Raw genomic sequence first — 22,782 nt, 5'->3', positions numbered from 1 at the left:
GGAAATTTTAAGTATTTTTTCAGTGTATATTCAGGGCTCAAAGAGGTTGGATTGTTTTGATGGGCAGCCAAGTTGTTGCATATCAGAGTTAATGAATTAAAACTGAAATTTGGGTTTATAAAATGGGGTAGGATGAGGAGGTTAAACTCGGAATTAATGATATAATCCACCCAAAAACGGAATTTGAGATCGCAATTGTAGAAGAAGAAATGCCATTGATTTATGCTTGCTATTTTTTTTTTGTAAATAAAAACTCAAATAGGCTGATATTAGTCCTGAATTGTTATTTTTGCAAAAGATAATGAGACGCAGTAAGGTTTTGCAATTACTGGTTTTAATATACGGGCGTAGTTCAAGGGTAGAATAGCGGTCTCCAAAACCGTTGATGGGGGTTCGAATCCCTCCGCCCGTGCATGAAATAGGCCACAGTCTGTACTTGAAGATTTGGGGGTATCTAGTTGATTAGATACTTTGGTAAAATTTAAAATAACAGAACATAAACAAACCCGACAGTTTATTGAAACTTGTCGGGTTTGTTTATTTAAAGAAAACGGTTTTTCTACTTAAGGTTGTTTTTCAAACATTTCCAATTCAAAAACCAGATTTGTGTTTGGAGGTATGACACCACCGGCGCCTCTTTCTCCGTAAGCCAAGCTTGAAGGGATGAACAGTACTACTTTGTCACCAAATCCCATAAGACTCAATCCTTCAATAAATCCGGGAATCATACCGTCTTTTTTACCCGCCTGAAAAGGGAAGGCCTGGTATCCTTTTTGAGCCGCTCTGTTTGGGTCGTGTTTTCCATAAATTTTGGCTACATCCTCATAGCTGCTGTCAAATAAGTTTCCGTCTTCAAAGTAACCGGAGTATTTAAAGTAGAAAGTAGATCCATCTACTGGTTTTACACCTGTTCCTTTTTGGATCACTTTATAGGCAAGTCCGCTGTTTGTCTTTGTAGCATTTGCTTTTGTAGTAGACAAAAAAGCCGCTTTTTCGGCAACAACAGAAACCAATTTCTCCGCTAAGACTTTTTTCTTTTCGGCCTCAATGGCAGCTTGTTTTTTGGCGTCTTCTTCTTTATTGTTAAAATAATCGGCAAACACTTTTTGTGCGTCGAATTTTTTTGCCAATTTTCCTTTTCTAATGATGGTAATTTTGGTGATGGCATCATCTTGCGCAATACTGTTTACCACTTCGATCCCTTGGGTAACATGACCAAAAACGGTATGTTTTCCGTCTAGCCAAGACGTTTCTTTATGAGTGATAAAAAACTGACTTCCATTGGTAGCTGGGCCAGAATTAGCCATAGAAAGAATTCCTGCTTTATTGTGCTTTAAATCGGTGAATTCATCTTTAAAAGCATATCCGGGACCACCGGAACCATTCCCTGACGGATCACCTCCTTGAATCATGAAATCCTTGATTACGCGGTGAAATTTTAGGCCATCAAAAAAAGGTTTTCCTTTGCGTTTTTCGTCAGAGACAAAATCATTTTTTCCTTCGGCGAGTGAGACAAAATTAGCAACGGTAATAGGTGTTTTTTGATATTCCAGCGCAAGGGTAATTTCCCCTTTGGTTGTAGTAATTACAGCAAAGATTCCTTCGGGAGCTACAGCCTTTTTTGTATTGGATTTTGTTGCTATTGCCTTCTTAGGAGCAGCTGTTTTTTTTACGGTTTGTGCCTGAACGGTCAGCATTCCGATAAATGCAAATAATAAAAATTTGAATTTCATTTTTCTAAATTTAAAGTTCTCTTCTTCTGTTGGATTGGATTATTGAGGTGTTGCTTCCAATAATTCAATTTCAAAAATAATATTGGCATTTGGTGGTATAACATCGCCAGCGCCACCAGCGCCATAGGCTAAATGTGAAGGGATGAATAGTATTGCCTTATCGCCAAAAGATAATTTTTCTAGACCTTCAATGAATCCCGGAATCATGCCGTCTTTTTTACCAGCTTGAAAAGGAATAGGTTGGTAGCCCATTTGGGCAGCTCTGTTTTCGTCAAACTTTCCGAAAATTTGTGCCACACTTTCTATGCTAGTGTCAAACAGATGACCGTCTTCAAGAAAACCGGCATAGTGAATGTATAATGGTGCTCCTTTGGCAGGCTCTTTACCACCAGCTTTTTTAGTGATAACATATTTAAGACCGCTTGAGGTTTTGATGGCCTTACTTTTCAAAGCATTGAAGTATTTCACTTTGTCTTCACGAACGTCTTTGTATTTTTCGTCGTATATTTTTCTGTTTTGTTCTTCAATTGCTTGTCTGTTCTTTTGATTTTCAGATTCAACTGTGAAGTAATCAGAAAATGTTTTAACGGCATTGAATTTTTTCGCTGCTTCGCCTTTTCTGATAATGGTGATTTTCTTGATAAAATCGTCTTGTACAATTTTATTTACAGTTTCCATTCCATTTTCTACCACATGTCCAAAAATAGTGTGTTTTCCGTCTAACCATGGTGTTGAAAGGTGCGTAATGAAGAATTGGCTGCTGTTTGTCGCAGGGCCATTATTGGCCATAGCCAAAACGCCTCCATCAATAAATTGCAAATCTGAAAATTCATCTTTAAATTTATAGCCGGCATCGCCAGAACCAGTTCCTAAAGGATCTCCCGTTTGTATCATGAAATCATTGATGACTCTGTGGAATTTTAATCCATCAAAAAAAGGTCGGTCTTTTAGGTTTTTATTGGTAACAAAATCATTTTTTCCTTCGGCCAAGGTAACAAAATTAGCTACTGTAATAGGTGCTTTTTTATAATCTAAGGATACAATGATGTCGCCTTTGCTAGTTTCAATTTTAGCATACAAACCATCAGGTAGATTGTTGTATTCCTCTTTACAAGAGTATAAAGTGGTAATTGCGAATAATACGAGTAAGATTCTTTTTTTCATAACGATTTACTTAATTATTTTAATGGTGTTTTTAGGTTTATGTGATCAGTAATATTTTAAAAAAAGCGCTTTTAAGGCTCTAGAGTATCTGTAGTTGTCTTTTTGGAAGCCTTAGCATCAATAAGGGTGTTGCCTTCCATTTCTGCTTTGTAAACAGCTTCAGGCTTAAAATCATGCAGGGTAACGGTGCAAAATAAAGGTTGGTTAACTCCTATTTTTTTATCATCCCCATGATAACCATAGCCCATGTGAGAAGGGAACAGAAAGTTTACTTTTTCATTTTTACGCATCAATTTGATGCCGTCTCTTAAACCCATCATGATATCTTGTTTGTCCACGCGATAAATTTGAGGTCTTAATTCTAATTGCGAATAGATGATATTGCCTTTAAGGTCTTTTATTTCATAATCAAAAAAAGCAATGTCTCCTTTTTTTGGCGTCAGTGTATCGAGTTCATTTTTGAATTCATAGGAATACCAATAGCCTTTTGTTGAGGCAAAAAATTCTACTGTAGGTTTGCTTTTGATGATTGCCTTAATTTGGTCTTCCTCGCTGGCTACTAGTTTTTTATTTCGGTCAACAGATTTTTTCATGAAAGAACCTGAGCTATGAGAGATAGGTCTGCGGGCTTCCTGATCTTGCTTACAACTCGAAAAAAGTAAGGTTAGTGCCAATGAAATGGGAATGAAAAGCTTTAGTTTCATGATGTTTTATATCGTAAGTTTAGTTACTAAATCTTCAAATTTGGCAATTGTTTCTGCCATAGATGTTTCTGATTTTCCTCCGGCAGCATTCTGGTGGCCTCCTCCGTTAAAATGGTCTCGGGCAAATTGATTGACATCAAATTCACCTTGGGAACGGAATGATATCTTAATAATTTTTTCTTCTTTATTTTCGATAAATATAGCTGTAAAAATAATTCCTTTTATTGTTAATCCGTAATTTACGATTCCCTCTGTATCTCCTTTGATGTGTTCAAAAGTGTTTAATTCCTCTTGAGTCAAAGTCGTATAGGTTGTCTTGTGATCAGCAAGGACCTTCATGTTTTGCAATGCTCTTCCTAATAATTGCAAACGACTGTAGGAGCTGTTTTCAAAAAGTAAACTTGGGATTTTAGTATTTTCTACTCCTAAATCGATTAATTCGGCTACAATTCTATGAGTGTTTCCGGTAGTTCCCGGGAAACGGAAAGAACCAGAATCGGTTAGGATTCCCGTATAAATACAAGTTCCTATGGTTTTATCGATATCCTCTTTTTGGTCCAGAAAAGAAATAAAGTTGTAGATCATCTCACATGTAGATCCAAAAGCAGTATCCGAATAGGTATAAGTGGCATAATTGTCCGGTTTTTGATGGTGGTCAATCATGATAAAAGTCGCTTTTTGCTGAGCCAATACCGGTTCCATTTCATTGCCTGTGCGGTGTAGGGCATTAAAGTCTAAGGTGAAAATCAAATCGGAGTTTTCCAGTATTTGAGTACAGTTTTCCTTGTCTTTTTCGAAAATTTTAACGGCTTCTGAGCCCGGAAGCCAAGCTAGGAAATCGGGAAATTCATTGGGAGCAATCACAATTGGTTCGTGATTGTTCTTCAATAGAAAGTGATATAATGCTAGAGTTGATCCCATTGCATCGCCATCTGGGCCTCTGTGCGGAATGATTGCAATTTTTTTTGGTGTTGCTAATAACAACTTTATCGCTTGAATGTCTTGTATTTTCATAGTCTGCGAAATTACATTTTTTTAATGTAAAGTTTTAAATCATTTAAAATTTAACATGCTTTTTCATATGTCGAAATTTATTATTTTTCAATGGTCATATGTTATTCGCATATCATCATTGGTCTTTGTGAGTAATTTTCGATCATGCTCATTTCACATTAGAAATTGTCCAGCTTTCTTCTTTTAAATTTTTCGTACAAATGGTATTTTGGTCCTTTTAAGCACTGCGAATGATAAATTCCTACTGAACCAGATGACAGATAAGCAATAAAACAAGCAAGCCCGATGAAGATTCCGCTTTCTAAGCCAAAAAGCTCCATTCCCATAACGGTGCAGGCGATGGGGGTATGGGTTGCTCCAGAAAAAACAGCGACAAATCCCATTCCGGCCAATAAGGCGATAGGAAGAGGAATGAAAAGAGACATTGCGCTTCCCAGTGTGGCTCCAACGAAGAAAAGGGGTGTAACCTCACCACCTTTAAATCCAGCACCCAAAGTAAATCCGGTAAACAGTATTTTTAAGATAAAAACATGATTTTCGCTTGCTTTCGAAAAAGATTCTACGATAACAGGAACTCCTAGTCCAAGGTATGTATTGGTTCCAATAAAATACATGGCAATAGCAAACAGCAATCCGCCAATGAAAGGGCGTAAAGGAGGGTATTTTATATTTTTTGTAAATAAAGCGCCCCAATAATGAGTACTTCTGGAAAATAACATGGCAGCCAATCCAAACAAAACGCTTACAGCTATAATCCAAAGAAGAATTTTTATGTCAAAATCAGGAAGTGAGGGAATGGAGTAATGCGTGTGTTTTACTTCCCAGAATTCCACCGTGAAATAAGCAATGAAGGCTACTAAGAACGATAAAATACTGCTTTTTAAGCTAATTTTACTAAAATATACAACCTCTAGGGCAAATAAGGCGCCGGCTAATGGAGTTCCGAAAACAGAGGAAAATCCGGCGCTAATTCCAAGAATAATAAGTGTTTTTCTGTCGGAATTATCGAGTTTGAAAATTGGGCTAAATTGATCGGCTATGGCGCCTCCCATTTGTACCGCTGTCCCTTCGCGTCCGGCTGAACCTCCAAAAAGGTGGGTGATTAAAGTACCGATAAGCACCAGAGGCGCCATTTTTAAAGGAATTGTCTTTTGCGGATTTTCGTACTCTTCCAGCAGTAAGTTATTGCCTTTTACCACTTCTTTGCCGTAATAATGGTAGCCTAAGCCTACAAGTAGTCCGCCTATTGGCAAAAGCCAAATGATCCATTGATGATGGTTTCTGGATTGTGTGACCCATTCGAGTGCCACTAAAAAAAATGCCGAAGCAGAACCGGATAAAAAGCCAATTAGGATGCAAATAAAGATCCATTTGAAAAGTAGCGGTATTGTTTTTTTTATTTTTTCTAAATTCATTCGTTTCAATAGGAGAATTGGCAAGTAATTTTTGGCTAAAGTATTACAATCCTTCTTGAATTAGTGGTTTTTCGGTGGCAATAGCGGTAAATTCTATTTCTACCAAATATTCAGGAGCGACTAACTTACTGATTTCATAAAAACCGGTAGTTGGTTTTACGTCTTTAAAAAATGTCGCATGAGCGCTTGCTACAGCTTCAAAGGTATTAATGTCAGTGGTGAATATTCGAGTACGAATGACGTCTTTCATGCCTACATTAAGGTCTTCCAGTACTTTTTCGACTCTTTTAAGAATATTCAATGTTTGAGCATGTGCATCATTGGCTTTTACGATATCGCCGTCAACTATTGCCACTGTACCCGATACTTCGATAATATTTCCAATGCGAACCGCTCTGCAATAGCCCATTTTGTCTTCCCAAGGAGAACCTGTCAATATGTTTTCTCTTTTCATTTGGATGTTTTTTTTTGTTTTATATTTTTAAAACTAGTCTCATTGATAGTTTGGTATATTTTTTGCCACTTGTAAAAATAATAAAATAAAGAATACTGGTTTTGTATATGAAGTCAATTTTCGAAAAAAATGAATTTTAGTCTATTTTAGGCTTTGAAAGAAAATAAATTTGAGAATTGAATGTTATAATAGAAAGTTAAAATCTACTTTTTTATAGGCTTTTGTACCATTGGTTTTTTATTTTTAAAAATTTTACATCAATAATTATTTAGATTATAAATATTATGAATCGAATACTCTTTTTTATTTTACTACTGGGATTGTCCGTAAAGGGTTATTCTCAAAGCGAATTTAATTCTAAATTTAAAGGAATACCACCTATAGATACCAAATTTAAATCTAAGAAGGTGAAACCCCCTGTTGTTGAGCCTCCAAAGGTTATTGCTCCAGAAGTTGCTAAAAAACCGAATCCTTCTCCGATAATAGAAAAGCCCAGCACCATTTCGATGATTCCTAAAAATGAATTTATTAATCCCGGAGACGCCATAAGAGATAAATTAAATAAAAAAGAAGAACAACCAGAAGGGATAGTCTATAGAAGAAACCAGAATCTTGGGGATTTTAAAACAACATCCGTTACTGCCAAAGTATTGTATCGTGATGCGGCTTATGTAGACGGCGATCAAATAAGAGTGTATTTAAATGATAGTGTTATTCAATATCAGGTGAATTTAGACAGTAATTTTCAAGGTTTTGAAATACCATTGGTAAAAGGTTTTAATAAAATTGATTTTGAAGCTTTGAATCAAGGGAGTTCTGGACCTAATACGGCTGAATTTAAGGTGTATGATGACAAAGGTGTATTAATATCGGCTAGTCAGTGGAATTTAGCAACCGGATTTAAAGCTACGCTCGTTCTTACTAAAGAGTAGTTGTTTTACCGTTTTTTGATTTTGCGTTTAACAATAGCGGAAGAAGCGGTGTTTAACTAGTACTAGTCTTGCTGTTTTGATCAGAATTTTCTTTCATTTCTATACTGTTTTTGGAGAGGTTAATATTAAAAATACTTGATGTTTATTGGGATATAAATAAATTTCAATTTTTTCAAATTTCAATTTTTCAATTCCAAATATAAAAAGTATTTTTGCGCATGCAACACAACGTACTTATTTTAGATTTCGGATCGCAATACACTCAGCTTATTGCGCGTAGAGTTCGCGAATTAAATATATTCTGCGAAATTTTCCCATACAATCATTTTCCGAGTGATTTATCAAGTTATAAAGCCGTAATTCTTGGAGGAAGTCCATTTTCTGTTAGAGGAGAAGATGCACCACATCCTGATTTATCTCAAATAAGAGGTAAATTACCTGTGCTTGCCGTATGTTACGGGGCGCAGTATTTAGCCCATTTTAGCGGTGGGGAAGTGGCAGCTTCTAATACCAGAGAATACGGTAGAGCTAATTTATCTTATATAAAGGAGAATGAAATTTTCTTTGAAGGTGTTTCAGAGAACAGTCAAGTTTGGATGAGTCATAGCGACAGTGTAAAAGCTTTGCCTACAAATGGAGTGAAACTGGCCAGTACGCATGACGTAGAATTTGCCGCTTATAAAATTGAAGGCGAAACAACTTATGCTATCCAATACCATCCTGAGGTTTTTCATTCTACAGATGGATCAAAAATGCTTGAAAACTTCTTGGTAAAAATTGCCGAGGTTCCTCAAAACTTTACTCCAAATGCTTTCGTTGAAGAGATGGTAGCTGAGCTAAAAGAAAAAGTAGGAGAGGATAAGGTAGTTCTTGGACTTTCGGGAGGGGTAGATTCTACTGTGGCAGCGGTCTTGTTGCACCAGGCTATCGGGGAAAACCTGTATTGTATTTTTGTAAATAACGGTTTACTTCGTAAAAACGAATTCCAGAATGTATTGGATCAATACAAAGGAATGGGTTTAAACGTAAAAGGAGTAGATGCCGGAGATCGTTTCTTGTCAGAATTGGCAGGAGTTAGTGATCCGGAAACCAAGCGTAAAATTATCGGCCGTGTATTTATCGAAGTTTTTGATGATGAATCACACCTTATTGAGGATGTAAAATGGCTGGCTCAAGGAACAATTTATCCTGATGTGATTGAATCTGTTTCGGTTAAAGGACCTTCTGCAACTATTAAATCGCACCATAATGTAGGTGGATTGCCTGATTATATGAAGTTGAAAATTGTAGAACCGCTTCGTATGCTTTTCAAAGATGAAGTACGAAGAGTGGGGGCTACTTTAGGAATTGATCCAGAATTGTTAGGAAGACATCCTTTCCCAGGACCTGGATTGTCTATCCGTATTTTAGGGGATATTACACCGGAGAAGGTTCAAATTTTACAAGATGTAGATAAAGTCTTTATTGACGGGTTGAAATCTTGGGGATTGTATGATAAAGTTTGGCAAGCAGGAGCGATTTTGTTACCGGTTAACAGCGTAGGTGTTATGGGTGATGAGCGTACTTATGAAAAGGTAGTGGCGCTTCGTGCTGTTGAATCTACTGATGGTATGACAGCTGACTGGGTGCATTTGCCCTATGATTTCTTGATGAAGGTGTCTAATGATATTATCAATAAAGTAAAAGGGGTAAATAGAGTGGTATATGACATTAGTTCTAAGCCGCCGGCAACAATAGAATGGGAATAAATCAATAGTATATTCCTTTTAAGAAATGCATTATTATTAGTGCGCTTTATAGAAACGGTATCAGATTTTGGAATAAAATTTGATACCGTTTTGCTATCTTTGAATTATTAATTTTACAAATAAAATAATGAAGTATTTTTTCGCGATTTATATGACTGCTTTCTTGTTTACGACTACTGTTTTTTCACAAGGAAAAATGATTACCCATAAAATAGAAAAAGGAGAAACAATCAATCAAATAGCTCAAAAATATAAAGTGACCCCGTTTGATATTTATCAATTAAATCCAGATGCGCAAAGAGGGTTGACTCCTAATGGAACCTTGCTGGTTCCCAATAAATCGACTGCTAAAATTCTGATTCAGCAGCCTAAAGCAAGCACTCAGCCGCAAACGCACGAGGTTGTTGCTAAAGAGACTTTATACGGAATTGAAAAAAAATACGGAGTGTCGGATCAGGATTTGAAAAAAGCCAACCCAAGTATTGAAAAAGACGGTTTGCAAATAGGTCAAATCTTAGTGATTCCTTCAAAAAACAATTCCAAAGCAACTACTGCTATTCAGGAAAAAGTGGTCTATCATGATGTGTTAGCTAAGGAAACAAAATATTCGATTGCTAAGCAATACGGAATCACAATAGAGGAATTAGAAAAACGCAATCCCGAAATTGTAGCTAATTTGCCTATTGGCTATAGGTTAGTTATTAAAGGGAATGCTCCAAAAGTGGTAAAAGTTATTGAGAAAGTTGAAGCTCAAAAAGAAGTATTAAAGCCAAGTTTTTCAAAAAAAACAGCTGCGACCGATTATGTTATGTATGAGGTCAAACCAAAGGAAACGCTTTACAGTTTGTCAAAAATGACTGGGCTGAGTCAAGAAGAATTAATTGTGATTAATCCGGAATTAAAAAATGGTGTTGAGACAGGAATGAAATTAATGGTTCCTTCCAAAGTATTGGTTTCGAATGATGTGAGAAAAGAGTCTGTCACTTTGTCTAAAAAAATAAATAATGCTAGCAGAAAAAGAATGGTCTTGTTGTTGCCTTTTAATATATCTAAAATAGAAGGAGATACCGTTAATTCGACCATAGAGCGTTTGAAAAAAGATAAGTTTTTAAACATGACTTTGGATTTTTATTCGGGAGCTCTCATGGCCATCGATTCGGCTAAAGTGCTTGGGCTTCCAGTTGATGTTGAGATATATGATTCTCAGGAAACTAAAAACAGCTCTAATGTGGCGGCTATTGTGCGCGATAATAAATTAGAATTGGCCGATGCGGTTGTAGGACCTTTTTATCAAAGTAATGCAGAAACAACGGCTCAATTGTTAAGTGCAGCCAATGTTCCTGTAATTTCTCCGCTATCAAAAGATATTGGTAATCCTTATGCTAATCTTTTCCAGACGATACCTACTGTTGAGGTGGTTAGGAACACTGTCTTTGATTATATGCGAGCTAATAAAGGGAATATTATAGCTGTGGTTGACAGGAAAAAGGAATCAGTGATTAAGTACATACAGCAATATCAAAAAGACGTTCGTTTTGTAGCTTTCAAAGAGAATGGAAGTGTATCGGCTGAAAGTTTGAAAAGTATGTTGGTTAAAGATAAAATGAACTATGTTGTTATGGAAACCGGGAATACCGGAATGGTTAAGGCAACCATAGCAGCTATGGTGAGCGCTATGGCTATGTATCAGGTACAACTGGTTATTCTCGAGCCTAATGAGACTTTGGATACTGATGAAATTAATTTTTCAAATTTAACCAAGTTAAAGTTGATGTATCCTTCGGTGACACGTGATAATCAGTCTCCGGAAGCATTAGTTTTTAAAAATAAATATAGAAAGCTGAATAATATTTCTTCCAGTGATTTTGCTACCCGAGGTTTTGATGTTACTTTTGATACTTTGTTGCGATTGTCACAGGATAAAAGTTTTGAAGAAACAGCAAACGCGATTGGAACTGTACAGGTAGATAATAAGTTTGAATACTATAAAAAAGAGGATGGAGGATATACTAATAAAGGCGTATTCGTGCTTTATTACGATACTGATTTAATCATAAAAGAAGCAAAATAATGACATCAAAAGTAACCTACTTAGGGGAGTTAAGAACGTCCTCAATACATTTGCAATCAGGAAATGAAATCATCTCTGATGCGCCAGTAGATAATAACGGAAAAGGAGAAGCTTTCTCGCCAACAGATACTGTTGCTAATGCTTTGGCAAGTTGTATGATGACTATAATGGGGATAAAAACCCGTGAAATGAATGTTGATTTGACTGGAAGTACAGCTTCTGTAACTAAAATTATGAATGCGGAGCCAAGAAGAATTGGTGCAATAGAAATTGAATTTGAAATGTGCGGTACTTCGGATGCTAAAAATCAAACGATTTTAGAAAGAGCCGCTATGACTTGTCCTGTTTTTTTAAGTTTGAATGCTGATATCGAAAAAAGAATCACTTTTAACTGGAAATAATTTTAGAACTAAGAAGAAAGAAATAAGAGAAAAGATTCCGTCAGTTAATCTTTTCTCTTATTTCTTTTTTGTTTCCCTTTCTTTTAAATAAAATGGATAAAAATCAACAACAACTTATCAAACTTGCTCATACCAAAATGCCTTTTGGTAAATACGAAGGAAAATACCTCATTGATTTACCTGAATATTATGTGGTTTGGTATCATAATAAAGGTTTCCCAAAAGGAGAATTAGGAGAGCAGTTACAATTGATATACGAATTAAAATTAAATGGGCTCGAAGAATTGATACGAAATATTAAAAAACGTTATCCAAAACCGCATTGATTTCTTAAATTAACGAGGTTTTGATTTTAAGGATAATAGATTAAGACATTGTCAAATTTCCGAATTATCTCTTTTCTAAATTAGCATAATCTCAATTTATAATCGTATTTTTGCCGAGTTTTTTACGCAACTACAATACAAACAACACATAGAATGAATCAAACGAAATATATTTTTGTTACTGGCGGTGTGACTTCTTCCTTAGGAAAAGGGATTATCGCAGCATCTTTGGCAAAATTGTTACAAGCAAGAGGATATCGAACCACTATTCAAAAATTCGACCCTTATTTAAACGTTGACCCAGGGACTTTAAACCCATATGAGCACGGAGAATGTTACGTAACGGATGATGGTGCTGAAACTGATTTGGATTTAGGTCATTACGAGCGTTTCTTGAATGTTCCTACTTCTCAGGCTAATAATGTTACCACAGGAAGAATCTATCTTTCGGTTATTGAAAAAGAAAGAAGAGGAGAATTTCTTGGAAAAACGGTACAAGTAGTGCCTCATATTACCAATGAAATTAAAGATAGAATGCAATTACTTGGTAATTCAGGTGATTTTGATATTGTAATCACTGAAATAGGTGGAACAGTAGGGGATATTGAATCTTTGCCTTATATTGAATCGGTTCGTCAACTGGTTTGGGATATGGGAGAGAACAATGCTATTGTAATTCATTTGACTTTAGTGCCTTATTTAGCGGCAGCCGGGGAGTTGAAAACAAAACCAACGCAACATTCCGTAAAAACTTTAATGGAAAGCGGTATCAAAGCTGATATTTTAGTTTGTAGAACAGAGCATGAAATTTCAGATGAAATACGCAATAAATTGGCTTTGTTTTGTAATGTAAAAAGAGAAGCTGTTATTCAATCTATCGATGCTTCCACAATTTACGAAGTGCCTAATTTAATGTTAGAAGAAGGTTTAGATGTTGTGGCGTTAAAAAAATTAGACTTACCTAAGAAAGCGGCTCCAGACTTGAAAAACTGGAATACTTTTTTACGCAGATTAAAAAATCCAAAACACACTATAAATATTGGTTTGATTGGAAAATATGTGGAGATGCAAGATTGTTACAAATCAATTTTGGAAGCTTTCATTCATGCAGGAGCTGCAAATGAGACCAAAGTAAATGTAGTTTCAGTCCATTCAGAGCATATTGATGAAACAAATATTGCTGAGAAATTAGCAGGATTAGACGGTATTCTTGTTGCTCCCGGTTTTGGAGAAAGAGGAATTGAAGGAAAAATTGAAGCAGTACGTTATGCTCGTGAAAACAAGGTTCCGTTTTTTGGAATTTGTTTGGGAATGCAAATGGCTGTGATCGAATATTCAAGAAATATTTTAGGTTTGGCTGATGCCAATTCTACTGAGATGAACGATAAAACGGCTCATCCGGTTGTTAACTTGATGGAAGAGCAAAAAACGATTACTGACAAAGGTGGGACTATGCGTCTTGGAGCTTGGAAATGTGATTTGAAAAAAGACTCATTGGCTTATAAGATTTATGAAAAAGAAACTATTTCTGAACGTCACCGTCACCGTTATGAGTACAACAGTAATTATGTAGCACAATTGCAAAATGCTGGATTGATTGCCTCAGGGGTGAATCCTGATACGGGATTGGTAGAGATTGTTGAGTTAGAAAATCATCCTTTTTTCATAGGAGTTCAATACCATCCTGAATATAAAAGTACCGTTGCTACTCCACATCCAATATTTGTGAATTTTGTAGCTGCTGCAGTTAAAGCTAAAAAGAAATAATATTCAGTTCAGTATACCAAAATGGTACTGAAATCTAATTTTGTTTGTTGGAAAACGATAAACGATAAAAATAAATAATTGTATTATAATGGAACAAAAAAAGTTTGACCCGAATTCGATAATAGGTTTTGCATTGATTTTTGGGATATTAATTTGGATAATATACAACAATCAGCCAGATCCAAAAGCGATTGCAGCTGAAAAAGCGCAAAAAGGATTGGTTCTTAAAGCAACCAAAGCCAAAGAATTGAGCGAGAAAGCCATTACCGAAGCTACTGTAGCAGTTGCTACAAGCGGTGATTCGACTCAGGTAGCTCAATTGGAAAAAACATTGGGTAACTTTGCTTATTCAGCGACGCTTCCTTCTGCCAAAGAGACTTATACTACAATCGAAAACGAGGTGGTCAAACTAAAAATTGCCAATAAAGGGGGATATATTGTTGAAGCTACTTTAAAGAATTTCGAAAGATTCAAAAAAGGTTCCGGGGAATTAGTGGAGTTGATAAAAAACAATAATTCTAATTTAAATATACAATTGTTTACCAATGACAATCGTACCTTAAATACTAAAAACCTTTATTTTGAGCCTAGTTTGACTAAAAACGGAGAAGATCAAATCTTATCCATGCGATTGAAGGCAGGTGCAAATGAATTTTTGGAATACAAATACATATTAAAGCCAAACGATTATATGATTGGTTTTGATATTCGTTCCCAAGGATTGAATAAAGTTTTAAATACTTCAAAACCATTAGATTTAGAATGGAGTTTGAAATCATACAGAAATGAAAAAAGTATTTCTTATGAGAATAAGTATACTGAAATTTATTTTGAGCATAAAGACGGTAAAACAGATTATGCCGGTCTAGGACAAAAAGAAGAAGAGACACTGGAAAAAGCAACTTTTGTGGCTTTCAAACAGCACTTTTTTACTAGTATTCTTTTGACAGATAAGGCTTTTGAAACCGCTAAAGTGCAGTCTGATAATTTAGTGCATGATGAAAAAGTAGACAGTATTTTTACGAAGCAATTTAAGGCAAATGTTCCTTTGGCTTTTTCAAACGGAGAAGTAGATTATAAGATGAGTTGGTATTTTGGGCCTGCTGATTATAAGATTTTAAGTTCATATGATAAAAATATTGAAAAAATTATCACTCTAGGATGGGGAATTATCGGTTGGATCAACAGATTTATCTTTATTCCTTTATTTGGATTCTTAGGTTCGTATATTGCTTACGGACTGGCAATTATTATTTTTACGATTTTGATAAAATTGGCCATGTCGCCTATTACCTTTAAATCGTTCTTGTCACAAGCAAAGATGAAAGTATTGCGTCCTGAAATTGCTGAATTGGGGGAGAAATTCAAAAAAGACCCGATGAAGAAGCAACAGGAAACTATGAAGTTGTACAACAAGGCAGGTGTGAACCCAATGGCAGGTTGTATTCCGGCTTTGATCCAAATGCCTTTTTTGATGGCATCGTTTCAGTTCTTCCCATCTGCTTTTGAGTTAAGACAAAAAAGTTTCCTTTGGGCAGACGATTTATCTTCATTTGATTCCGTTGTCAAATTACCATTTCATATTCCTTTGTACGGGGATCATATCAGTTTGTTTCCAATATTGGCCGCGATTGCTATTTTCTTTTATATGAAGATGACATCTGGTGATCAACAAATGGCCGCTCCTCAACAAGAAGGTATGCCGGATATGGCTAAAATGATGAAAATTATGATTTATGTCTCACCATTGATGATGTTGTTTTTCTTCAATAGTTATGGTGCAGGATTGAGTTTGTATAACTTTATTTCAAATTTGATCACTATTGGAATCATGATTGTTATCAAAAGATATTTCATTGATAGCGATAAGATTCACGCTCAAATTCAGGAGAATAAATTGAAAGAGCCTAAAAAACAAGGTAAATTTCAACGAAAGCTTCAGGAAGTGATGGAGCAGCAAGAAGCGCTGAAAGCACAACAGAAAAAGAAATAAATGATCAAAAAAAAAAGCTCCCGAATTAAGGGAGCTTTTTTTTATTAATGATTTTTTATAATACAGGTAATAGAACTTTATCTATTGCATGAATAACTCCATTTGAGCACTGTACATCTGTAGCAATAATATTAGAAATTCGATCGTTGGCATCTTTTATTTTTGCGCCACCGCTGAGCTGAATGCTAAAAGTCTGAGCTGGTGTAAGGATTGGAGTTATTATTTGTCCTTCGGTTAAACTAGCTGCTAAGACATTTGCTGGGCTTATTACGTGATACTGCAGAACTTTGGTCAAATTAGCAGCTGAAACTCCTGCGATTCCTCCTGGAGCTAGTTCTGTATTTAAGGCAGTAAATGCGCTATTTGTAGGTGCAAATACCGTGAAGGGACCAGTTCCTGATAAAACAGATACGAAGTCAGGCTGTCCTGAGCTTGTTAGTGCGCCAACTAATGAAGTGAAATTTGGATTTGCGGTTGCGTGGGTAACAATAGTTGGTAGCCCGATGACTTTGTCTACGATATGGATAACACCATTAGTCGCCATAATGTTAGGAGTACTAACTGTAGCAACACCATTTAATTTAACCCCAGCACTTGTGTTTACAAACATGCTTAGTGTATTAGTTGTTGATGCAGTTCCCTTGGCTAATGTTTTAATGTAGCCTGTAGTTAGGTCAGAAGCTGACAGTTTAGTAGCAATAACGTGATTTAGTAAAATTTGAGTCAGTGTTTCTTTTGGTACATCATTGATGGTCGCATAAGGTGTTGATGCAAGAAATGCGGTAAATGCTGCATTTGTAGGAGCAAAGACGGTATAAGTACCACTAGCCTGTAGGGTAGCTGCTAATTCAGCTCTTTTTAAGGCTTGGACTAAAATACTTAAATCTGAAGTTTTTGATGCCAGTCCTGTTATGGAATTGTCAGCTGGAGTAGTCGTGTTATCATCATTGTTGCATGATGAAAATAAAACTAAAAAACTCAAAAATAGAGTTAAATTCTTGATTTTAAATAGATTTTTCATGGTATAGGGATTTAATATTCATTACGAAGTTAAAATATTTTGTTTAATATTTTGCATTAAAACATAAACAAAATTAAAAATTATGATTTTTTTAAATTTTGTTTAACTGGTATTAATATATTGTTTTATAGGTATTTATAATTTTTGTTAGTTATGTAAGGGGTTTTTGTGTTATACTAATTTTACTTTATGTTGAACAATTTGTAACGGGATTTTTTGTCGGTAATAGGGCTTTGTTTTTTGTTTAAAATAGATTGAAAGCTCTTAGGATGTTTTTAATTAATCGGATATAAAAATGTAGTTATTCTTTTATAAAGCGTAAATTTGCCTTAGTAAGTAAATAGTTATAAGTAAACATTTGGCACTAATGATACAGTTTAAGTTTTGTTTTTTTAAGATCTTCTGTTTGGTTCTTTTTAGCCAAACAATACTAGCACAGACGGATTTCAATAAGTTGGATTCTAATGGGAAGAAACATGGATTATGGAAAGGTTTTTATGAAGAATCCAAAAGACCTAAGTATGAAGGAACTTTTGAGCATGGAAAAGAAATTGGTGTTTTTAATTTTTATGATGATACCAAAGCGAAATCCATAATAGCCACAAGAGAATTTAATGTAAAGGACAATTCTGCTTATACCATCTTTTATGATCAGGCGAAAAACAAGGTCAGTGAAGGAAAGCTAGTGAATAAATTATTTGAAGGACCATGGAAATATTACCATCAGGCTTCGTCTACGATAATGACAATCGAGAATTATAAGAATGGGAAGTTAGAAGGGCTACGCTCGGTATTTTACCCCAATGGAAAAATTGCAGAAGAAACCAATTATAAAAACAATCTGAAAGACGGCTTCTATAAGAAATATTCAGATAATGGCATTGTGCTTGAAGAAGCTGTTTACAAGAATAATGAATACAATGGACTGGCTGTTTTTAGAGATCCTGAAGGAAACATCGTTTCAAAGGGACAATTTTCAAAAGGAAAGAAAGCAGGGATCTGGCAGTTTTTTGAAAAAGGGAAACAAGTCAAGGAAGTCAATATGAGTGATCTTGGAAGTGCTTCAAAAACCAAACAGAATTAAGTTTGCCTGTGCAGAGATACTGTAATAAAACTTTGTAACTTTGCAGTCTTAAAAATAAAATAAAATGAAGCGTGTTGTTGTAGGACTTTCGGGAGGTGTAGATTCAAGTGTTGCTGCTTATTTGTTGCAACAACAGGGATACGAGGTAATCGGTCTGTTTATGAAAAACTGGCATGATGATTCAGTAACTATTTCGAATGATTGTCCTTGGCTCGAAGACAGCAACGATGCTTTATTGGTTGCCGAAAAATTAGGGATTCCATTCCAAACCGTTGATTTAAGCGAAGAATACAAAGAGAAAATCGTTGATTATATGTTCAACGAATACGAAAAAGGACGTACTCCAAATCCTGACGTACTTTGTAATCGCGAAATAAAATTTGATGTTTTCATGAAAATTGCCTTAAGTCTGGGAGCTGATTATGTAGCGACAGGACATTATTGTCAAAAAAGTGAAATTGAAGTTGACGGAAAAACAATTTATCAATTGCGCGCTGGCGCTGACAATAATAAAGATCAATCGTATTTTCTCTGTCAATTATCGCAAGAGCAATTGTCTAAAGCTTTATTTCCTATTGGGGAATTAACCAAGCCAGAAGTACGGGAAATTGCCGCCGAGATGGAATTAGTAACCGCCGAAAAGAAAGATTCTCAAGGATTATGTTTCATAGGAAAAGTGCGTTTGCCTGAATTTTTACAGCAAAAATTGCAGCCTAAAGAAGGTGTGATTATTCAAATAGACAAAAATAATCCGGTTTATAATTTACAGAAAAAAGATGATTTAGCCTTGGAAGAAGAGTTGATCTCGGCTTCAAACAAAATTATTTATTCTCCTGAAATGGGGAAAGTGGTGGGTAAACACCAAGGAGCCCATTATTTTACAGTAGGACAACGAAAAGGCTTGAATGTAGGGGGGACGGCTGAAGGTTTATTTGTAATAGCAACAGATGTAAATACCAATACAATTTACACAGGAATGGGCAGTCATCACCCCGGTTTGTTTCGTTCGGCATTATTTATAGAGCAATCCGAAGTGCATTGGGTTCGCCCTGATTTGGCTTTGGCCAATGGAGAACAAATGGAAGTGATGGCAAGAATACGCTACAGACAGCCGTTGCAGAAAGCGATCTTGCATCAGTATGAAAACGGAATGTATGTTTCTTTTGAAGAACCACAATCTGCCATTACTGAAGGGCAATTTGTAGCTTGGCATTTAGGAGATGAATTAGTTGGTTCGGGTGTTATTTCTTAGCGTACTACTTATTTGTAAAATTTAGAACAAAAGAATATTGGATGCTATAGCGCTTTGATGTTAATTTGTTTTTTATATTTAGGAATTAAAACGCAATAAGTTCGTTTTGACTAATGATAAGTGCTAACTATGAAAAAGCTCTGTTTATCTTTTTTCTTATTGCTGACCACGATTGTTTTTTCGCAGCAAGACGGTTGGATTTATTTCAATGCTAAACCGAACTCGCAATTTTATTTTGATTCCCCTTTAGAAATGCTTTCACAGCGTGCTTTGGACAGGAGACTGAATCAAAACATAGCCTTAGATACAAAAGATATTCCTATTGATTTATCGTATATCCGTCAAGTAAAATCTGTTGAAGGAATTACCCTTATGGCTCAGTCAAAATGGCTAAACGCCATTCACGTGAGAGGAACTTCGGTCTTAATCAATTCGCTGAAAAACTTCCCTTTTGTGGCGAAAGTGGAATTTGCTGATGCCTCTTTGAATCAAGCTGGGGAAATGGCGAAAACCTTAAAAACTAAAAAGCAAGACAAAACTCAGGATATTGAAATTAGTTATGCTTATGGGAACTCGGCAAATCAACTTCAAATGCTTAACGGCCACTATTTGCATCAGCAAAATTATACTGGTTCCGGAAAAATTATAGCGGTTTTGGACGCTGGTTTTCCAGGGGTGAATACCGCCGAACCTTTTAGAAAATTAAGAGATAATAATCAAATTTTGGGCGGTTATGACTTTGTACGCAGGAATGTTGATTTCTATTCGGGTGACCAACATGGTACTATGGTATTGTCCTGTATGGGAGGATACAAAGAAAATGCCTTGGTAGGTACTGCTCCCGAAGCATCTTATTATTTATTTATTACTGAGGATAACTCCTCCGAAAATCCGGTTGAAGAATCTCTTTGGGTAGAGGCTGCTGAAAAAGCCGATAGTTTGGGAGTAGACATAATTAACACCTCTTTAGGTTATTTTGACTATGACAACACGGCCTATAGTCATACTTATAGCCAAATGAACGGAACTACCGCTTTTATGTCCCGAGGAGCCGAAATCGCTTTTAGCAGAGGGATGATTATAGTCGTTTCTGCGGGTAATGAAGGCGCTTCCGCTAATCCTCATATCGCTGTGCCCGCCGATGCAAGGTCAGTGATTACGGTTGGAGCTGTTTCTCCAACGAAAATAAAAGCCTCTTTCAGTTCCATTGGACCTTCTTTTGACGGAAGGATAAAACCGGATATTATGGCGCAAGGAGTTGCAACAGTCGTATCAGATCAGTTTGGGAATATTGTCACTGCAAATGGCAGTTCGTTTTCAAGCCCTATAATGGCAGGAATGATAGCTTGTTTATGGCAGGCATTTCCAGATAAAAGCAATGGGGAATTGAGTGATTTAATTATGCAGTCGGCAGATAGATACAATGAACCCAATACTAACTATGGTTATGGTATTCCTGATTTCAGTTTGGCATTAGCTCATGGAGCCTCTGGGAATAGTTTAGCAAAAAAATATTTTATGGCTTATCCAAATCCTACTGATAATCTGATTTCGGTTTATTTTCCTGAAAATTTTAATGAGGGAAAAGTCATTATTTATAGTCTTTTGGGTAAGAAAGTCTTGGAGAAAAGATTCACTAATCCTTTAGGAAGTATTTCTTTGGAGACGCTAAGTAGCGGAATTTATATCTATAAAATTAAAACAGATGCTTTTTCTAAAAGCGGGAAAATTATAAAAAACTAATATTCAATATCATAAATGAATAAAATTACAAGTCTTTTTAATATTAAATACCCTCTTATTCAGGCAGGAATGATTTGGGTAAGTGGCTACAAACTGGCAAGTGCGGTAAGTAATGCCGGAGGATTAGGAATAATAGGAGCGGGCTCCATGTATCCTGAAGTATTGCGGGAACACATTCAAAAGTGCAAAAAAGCCACTTCAAAACCTTTTGGAGTAAATGTCCCAATGCTGTATCCCAACATTGAGGAAATTATGAAAATCATTGTAGAGGAGGGCGTGAAAATTGTTTTTACCTCGGCTGGAAACCCAAAAACCTGGACCTCTTATCTAAAAGAAAACGGTATCATTGTTGTGCATGTCGTAAGCAGTTCAGTATTTGCATTAAAAGCCCAACAAGCAGGAGTGGATGCCATTGTTGCCGAAGGTTTTGAAGCAGGAGGTCATAATGGAAGAGATGAAACGACTACTTTTACCTTGATTCCAATGGTGAAAGAACAAATCACAATCCCAATGATAGCAGCAGGTGGTATAGCCAGCGGGAGGGGAATGTTGGCTGCCATGACGCTAGGTGCTGATGGGGTTCAAGTGGGAAGTAGATTTGTGGCTTCTGTGGAATCTTCGGCTCATCAGGATTTTAAGAAAAGGATTCTAGAAGTAAAGGAAGGAGACACGCAGTTGACTTTAAAAGAGTTGGCTCCCGTTCGATTAATAAAGAATAAATTCTATCAAGATGTTCAACATTTATACGAAAAATGTCCAACCAAAGAAGAATTAACGACTCTTTTGGGTAGGGCAAGAGCCAAAAAAGGGATGTTTGAAGGTGATTTGGTTGAAGGCGAGCTTGAAATAGGCCAAATTGCGGGATTAATCCACGAAATAAAATCAGCCGAGGAAATTGTTCAGGAAATGATGGCTGATTTTGAAACGGCCAGAAAAGAGCAAATGGAATTTAAATTTTAACAGTTATAGACAATGATCCAAATTAGATTATTTATTGTGTTGCTTTTTTTAGGACTTGGTTCCCAAAATTCCTTTAGTCAAAACTACAAATTCAAAACTTCCGGTTTTAGTGTTTTAGAAAAAAATGAAAAAGGGAAATGGGGCAAATGGTCCGATCTGGAATTAGTGAATATTCAGGTTTCATTGGACACCAATAAAAGCAGAATTGTTGTTTATTCTGAAATTATTCAATTATTTGAAATTGTAGTTTACCAACCTATAGAAGAAAATGACACAGATATTGTTTATTCCTTTACTTGTAAGGATAATAATGGAGAGGACTGCACGCTTTCTATAATTACCAGAAAAAAACAAGGCAATAGGAAGCAATTGTATATCAGTTACGACAATCGTATTATTGTATATAATATATTTAATATGTAGTTGGAGTTTGTTCTCCAAAACGAAGACCGCTGATTTGCAGCGATACTATAAGATCTGTAAATCAGCGGTTTTATTTTGAACTTTAGTCAATGTCTTTTATGAATTCATCATATTCAGAATAGAAAAGCTCCAAGGCGTTCATTTTTTCGTTGTAGAAATCAAAAATTTCATCCCAATAGGAGCGATTGCTCACACTTACGCCCAGTCTTTCGACCCAAATACGGCTGATGGTTTTTCCGTTTTCAAGAATGTAGTTTCTTTCAAAGACTAAATCTTTGATAAATTCTTCTTCGAGAATGTTTTTTAAGGCTTCTATTTTATCAAAATAAGCATTGCGTTTCTCATCACTGCGTTGTTCAATATCAATAAGAACCTGAGCTTTTTTATTGTCTACATAGAATTTAAAAGAGAAATCTTTTATTTTGGTATCGTATAGCAACCATTTTCGGGGATATTTCTCGGCGAATGTGACCCAGAATTCTCGTTTTAGTTTTTGAGTTTCTTCTTTGCTGTACATTTTATGGATTTAAATAGGATACTGAAAATTTGCTAGCTATTATTTTCTGGCCTATATTTA

The 22,782-nt window shown here is 35.7% G+C and carries 20 protein-coding genes and 1 tRNA gene; 13 read left to right on the top strand and 8 right to left on the bottom strand.

Features of this window, described 5'->3' with window-relative positions; all coding sequences use genetic code 11:
• The first annotated feature begins 341 nt into the window (after nucleotides 1–341).
• Nucleotides 342–412, top strand: a tRNA-Trp gene (locus LNP19_RS14900).
• Nucleotides 413–563: 151 nt separating this feature from the next.
• On the opposite strand, the gene LNP19_RS14895 is transcribed toward LNP19_RS14900, so the two are convergent.
• From LNP19_RS14895 to LNP19_RS14870, 6 genes are all read right to left on the bottom strand, one after another.
• Nucleotides 564–1,733: a peptidylprolyl isomerase gene (locus tag LNP19_RS14895; RefSeq protein ID WP_230062686.1), complete on the bottom strand. Its 1,170-nt coding sequence runs from the start codon at nucleotides 1,731–1,733 to the stop codon at nucleotides 564–566.
• Nucleotides 1,734–1,772: 39 nt separating this feature from the next.
• The gene (locus LNP19_RS14890; protein WP_230062685.1) at nucleotides 1,773–2,897 is read right to left on the bottom strand and encodes a peptidylprolyl isomerase; all 1,125 of its coding nucleotides are present in this window, start codon (nucleotides 2,895–2,897) and stop codon (nucleotides 1,773–1,775) included.
• Nucleotides 2,898–2,968: 71 nt separating this feature from the next.
• Nucleotides 2,969–3,601 (bottom strand): gliding motility-associated peptidyl-prolyl isomerase GldI, encoded by a 633-nt coding sequence (gldI, locus tag LNP19_RS14885; RefSeq protein ID WP_230062684.1) that lies wholly within the window; start codon nucleotides 3,599–3,601, stop codon nucleotides 2,969–2,971.
• Nucleotides 3,602–3,607: 6 nt separating this feature from the next.
• Nucleotides 3,608–4,615: a DHH family phosphoesterase gene (locus LNP19_RS14880; protein WP_230062683.1), complete on the bottom strand. Its 1,008-nt coding sequence runs from the start codon at nucleotides 4,613–4,615 to the stop codon at nucleotides 3,608–3,610.
• A gap of 158 nt (nucleotides 4,616–4,773) precedes the next feature.
• Entirely contained in the window at nucleotides 4,774–6,030 is a 1,257-nt protein-coding gene (locus LNP19_RS14875; RefSeq protein WP_230062682.1) for a voltage-gated chloride channel family protein, read from the bottom strand.
• A 43-nt stretch (nucleotides 6,031–6,073) separates the two neighbouring features.
• Nucleotides 6,074–6,484, bottom strand: a complete 411-nt coding sequence (locus LNP19_RS14870; protein WP_230062681.1) for a RidA family protein — start codon at nucleotides 6,482–6,484, stop codon at nucleotides 6,074–6,076.
• 284 nt (nucleotides 6,485–6,768) lie between these two features.
• On the opposite strand from LNP19_RS14870, the gene LNP19_RS14865 reads away from it, so the two are divergent.
• The 7 genes from LNP19_RS14865 (at nucleotide 6,769) to yidC (ending at nucleotide 15,722) form a co-directional block, all read left to right on the top strand.
• Nucleotides 6,769–7,416 (top strand): hypothetical protein, encoded by a 648-nt coding sequence (locus tag LNP19_RS14865; protein WP_230062680.1) that lies wholly within the window; start codon nucleotides 6,769–6,771, stop codon nucleotides 7,414–7,416.
• A 218-nt stretch (nucleotides 7,417–7,634) separates the two neighbouring features.
• Nucleotides 7,635–9,164 carry a glutamine-hydrolyzing GMP synthase gene (gene guaA, locus LNP19_RS14860; protein ID WP_230062679.1) on the top strand — a complete coding sequence of 510 codons (1,530 nt, stop codon included), beginning with the start codon at nucleotides 7,635–7,637 and terminating at the stop codon, nucleotides 9,162–9,164.
• A gap of 127 nt (nucleotides 9,165–9,291) precedes the next feature.
• Nucleotides 9,292–11,235 carry a LysM peptidoglycan-binding domain-containing protein gene (locus LNP19_RS14855; protein ID WP_230062678.1) on the top strand — a complete coding sequence of 648 codons (1,944 nt, stop codon included), beginning with the start codon at nucleotides 9,292–9,294 and terminating at the stop codon, nucleotides 11,233–11,235.
• A complete protein-coding gene (locus LNP19_RS14850; RefSeq protein WP_230062677.1) occupies nucleotides 11,235–11,636 on the top strand; it encodes an OsmC family protein in 402 nt (133 codons plus the stop codon). The genes LNP19_RS14855 and LNP19_RS14850 overlap by 1 nt, the downstream gene beginning before the upstream one ends.
• Nucleotides 11,637–11,728: 92 nt before the next feature.
• The gene (locus LNP19_RS14845) at nucleotides 11,729–11,962 is read left to right on the top strand and encodes a DUF3820 family protein (RefSeq protein ID WP_230062676.1); all 234 of its coding nucleotides are present in this window, start codon (nucleotides 11,729–11,731) and stop codon (nucleotides 11,960–11,962) included.
• A 153-nt stretch (nucleotides 11,963–12,115) separates the two neighbouring features.
• Nucleotides 12,116–13,729 (top strand): CTP synthase, encoded by a 1,614-nt coding sequence (gene pyrG, locus LNP19_RS14840; protein ID WP_230062675.1) that lies wholly within the window; start codon nucleotides 12,116–12,118, stop codon nucleotides 13,727–13,729.
• 88 nt (nucleotides 13,730–13,817) lie between these two features.
• Nucleotides 13,818–15,722 (top strand): membrane protein insertase YidC, encoded by a 1,905-nt coding sequence (gene yidC / locus LNP19_RS14835; protein WP_230062674.1) that lies wholly within the window; start codon nucleotides 13,818–13,820, stop codon nucleotides 15,720–15,722.
• Nucleotides 15,723–15,777: 55 nt separating this feature from the next.
• Here yidC and LNP19_RS14830 read toward each other — a convergent pair whose 3' ends face one another.
• Nucleotides 15,778–16,743, bottom strand: a complete 966-nt coding sequence (locus tag LNP19_RS14830) for a fasciclin domain-containing protein (RefSeq protein ID WP_230062673.1) — start codon at nucleotides 16,741–16,743, stop codon at nucleotides 15,778–15,780.
• 367 nt (nucleotides 16,744–17,110) lie between these two features.
• Between LNP19_RS14830 and LNP19_RS14825 the strand changes: the two genes are divergently transcribed.
• From LNP19_RS14825 to LNP19_RS14805, 5 genes are all read left to right on the top strand, one after another.
• Complete coding sequence (locus LNP19_RS14825) at nucleotides 17,111–17,827, top strand: toxin-antitoxin system YwqK family antitoxin (RefSeq protein ID WP_230062672.1); 717 nt, start codon at nucleotides 17,111–17,113, stop codon at nucleotides 17,825–17,827.
• A gap of 64 nt (nucleotides 17,828–17,891) precedes the next feature.
• Nucleotides 17,892–19,079 (top strand): tRNA 2-thiouridine(34) synthase MnmA, encoded by a 1,188-nt coding sequence (gene mnmA / locus LNP19_RS14820; protein WP_230062671.1) that lies wholly within the window; start codon nucleotides 17,892–17,894, stop codon nucleotides 19,077–19,079.
• Nucleotides 19,080–19,208: 129 nt separating this feature from the next.
• Nucleotides 19,209–20,822, top strand: coding sequence for a S8 family serine peptidase (locus LNP19_RS14815; protein ID WP_230062670.1), 1,614 nt, complete (start codon nucleotides 19,209–19,211; stop codon nucleotides 20,820–20,822).
• Nucleotides 20,823–20,837: 15 nt separating this feature from the next.
• Complete coding sequence (locus tag LNP19_RS14810; RefSeq protein ID WP_230062669.1) at nucleotides 20,838–21,782, top strand: NAD(P)H-dependent flavin oxidoreductase; 945 nt, start codon at nucleotides 20,838–20,840, stop codon at nucleotides 21,780–21,782.
• A 12-nt stretch (nucleotides 21,783–21,794) separates the two neighbouring features.
• Entirely contained in the window at nucleotides 21,795–22,205 is a 411-nt protein-coding gene (locus LNP19_RS14805; RefSeq protein WP_230062668.1) for a hypothetical protein, read from the top strand.
• 82 nt (nucleotides 22,206–22,287) lie between these two features.
• Here LNP19_RS14805 and LNP19_RS14800 read toward each other — a convergent pair whose 3' ends face one another.
• Nucleotides 22,288–22,722: a DUF4268 domain-containing protein gene (locus tag LNP19_RS14800; RefSeq protein ID WP_230062667.1), complete on the bottom strand. Its 435-nt coding sequence runs from the start codon at nucleotides 22,720–22,722 to the stop codon at nucleotides 22,288–22,290.
• Nucleotides 22,723–22,782: the final 60 nt, after the last annotated feature.

This window comes from Flavobacterium acetivorans (assembly GCF_020911885.1).
Classification (GTDB): domain Bacteria; phylum Bacteroidota; class Bacteroidia; order Flavobacteriales; family Flavobacteriaceae; genus Flavobacterium; species Flavobacterium acetivorans.
Note: the sequence above shows the minus strand (reverse complement) of the source record. Positions and strands in the feature narration are given on the sequence as shown.

Coding starts and splice junctions, on each gene's coding strand:
- guaA (WP_230062679.1), top strand. CDS start 7,635: ATGCAACACAACGTACTTATTTTAGATTTCGGATCGCAATACACTCAG.
- LNP19_RS14845 (WP_230062676.1), top strand. CDS start 11,729: ATGGATAAAAATCAACAACAACTTATCAAACTTGCTCATACCAAAATG.
- LNP19_RS14830 (WP_230062673.1), bottom strand. CDS start 16,743: ATGAAAAATCTATTTAAAATCAAGAATTTAACTCTATTTTTGAGTTTT.
- LNP19_RS14825 (WP_230062672.1), top strand. CDS start 17,111: ATGATACAGTTTAAGTTTTGTTTTTTTAAGATCTTCTGTTTGGTTCTT.
- mnmA (WP_230062671.1), top strand. CDS start 17,892: ATGAAGCGTGTTGTTGTAGGACTTTCGGGAGGTGTAGATTCAAGTGTT.
- LNP19_RS14850 (WP_230062677.1), top strand. CDS start 11,235: ATGACATCAAAAGTAACCTACTTAGGGGAGTTAAGAACGTCCTCAATA.
- LNP19_RS14870 (WP_230062681.1), bottom strand. CDS start 6,484: ATGAAAAGAGAAAACATATTGACAGGTTCTCCTTGGGAAGACAAAATG.
- LNP19_RS14890 (WP_230062685.1), bottom strand. CDS start 2,897: ATGAAAAAAAGAATCTTACTCGTATTATTCGCAATTACCACTTTATAC.
- pyrG (WP_230062675.1), top strand. CDS start 12,116: ATGAATCAAACGAAATATATTTTTGTTACTGGCGGTGTGACTTCTTCC.
- LNP19_RS14810 (WP_230062669.1), top strand. CDS start 20,838: ATGAATAAAATTACAAGTCTTTTTAATATTAAATACCCTCTTATTCAG.
- LNP19_RS14815 (WP_230062670.1), top strand. CDS start 19,209: ATGAAAAAGCTCTGTTTATCTTTTTTCTTATTGCTGACCACGATTGTT.
- LNP19_RS14800 (WP_230062667.1), bottom strand. CDS start 22,722: ATGTACAGCAAAGAAGAAACTCAAAAACTAAAACGAGAATTCTGGGTC.
- LNP19_RS14880 (WP_230062683.1), bottom strand. CDS start 4,615: ATGAAAATACAAGACATTCAAGCGATAAAGTTGTTATTAGCAACACCA.
- LNP19_RS14865 (WP_230062680.1), top strand. CDS start 6,769: ATGAATCGAATACTCTTTTTTATTTTACTACTGGGATTGTCCGTAAAG.
- yidC (WP_230062674.1), top strand. CDS start 13,818: ATGGAACAAAAAAAGTTTGACCCGAATTCGATAATAGGTTTTGCATTG.
- LNP19_RS14855 (WP_230062678.1), top strand. CDS start 9,292: ATGAAGTATTTTTTCGCGATTTATATGACTGCTTTCTTGTTTACGACT.
- LNP19_RS14875 (WP_230062682.1), bottom strand. CDS start 6,030: ATGAATTTAGAAAAAATAAAAAAAACAATACCGCTACTTTTCAAATGG.
- gldI (WP_230062684.1), bottom strand. CDS start 3,601: ATGAAACTAAAGCTTTTCATTCCCATTTCATTGGCACTAACCTTACTT.
- LNP19_RS14895 (WP_230062686.1), bottom strand. CDS start 1,733: ATGAAATTCAAATTTTTATTATTTGCATTTATCGGAATGCTGACCGTT.
- LNP19_RS14805 (WP_230062668.1), top strand. CDS start 21,795: ATGATCCAAATTAGATTATTTATTGTGTTGCTTTTTTTAGGACTTGGT.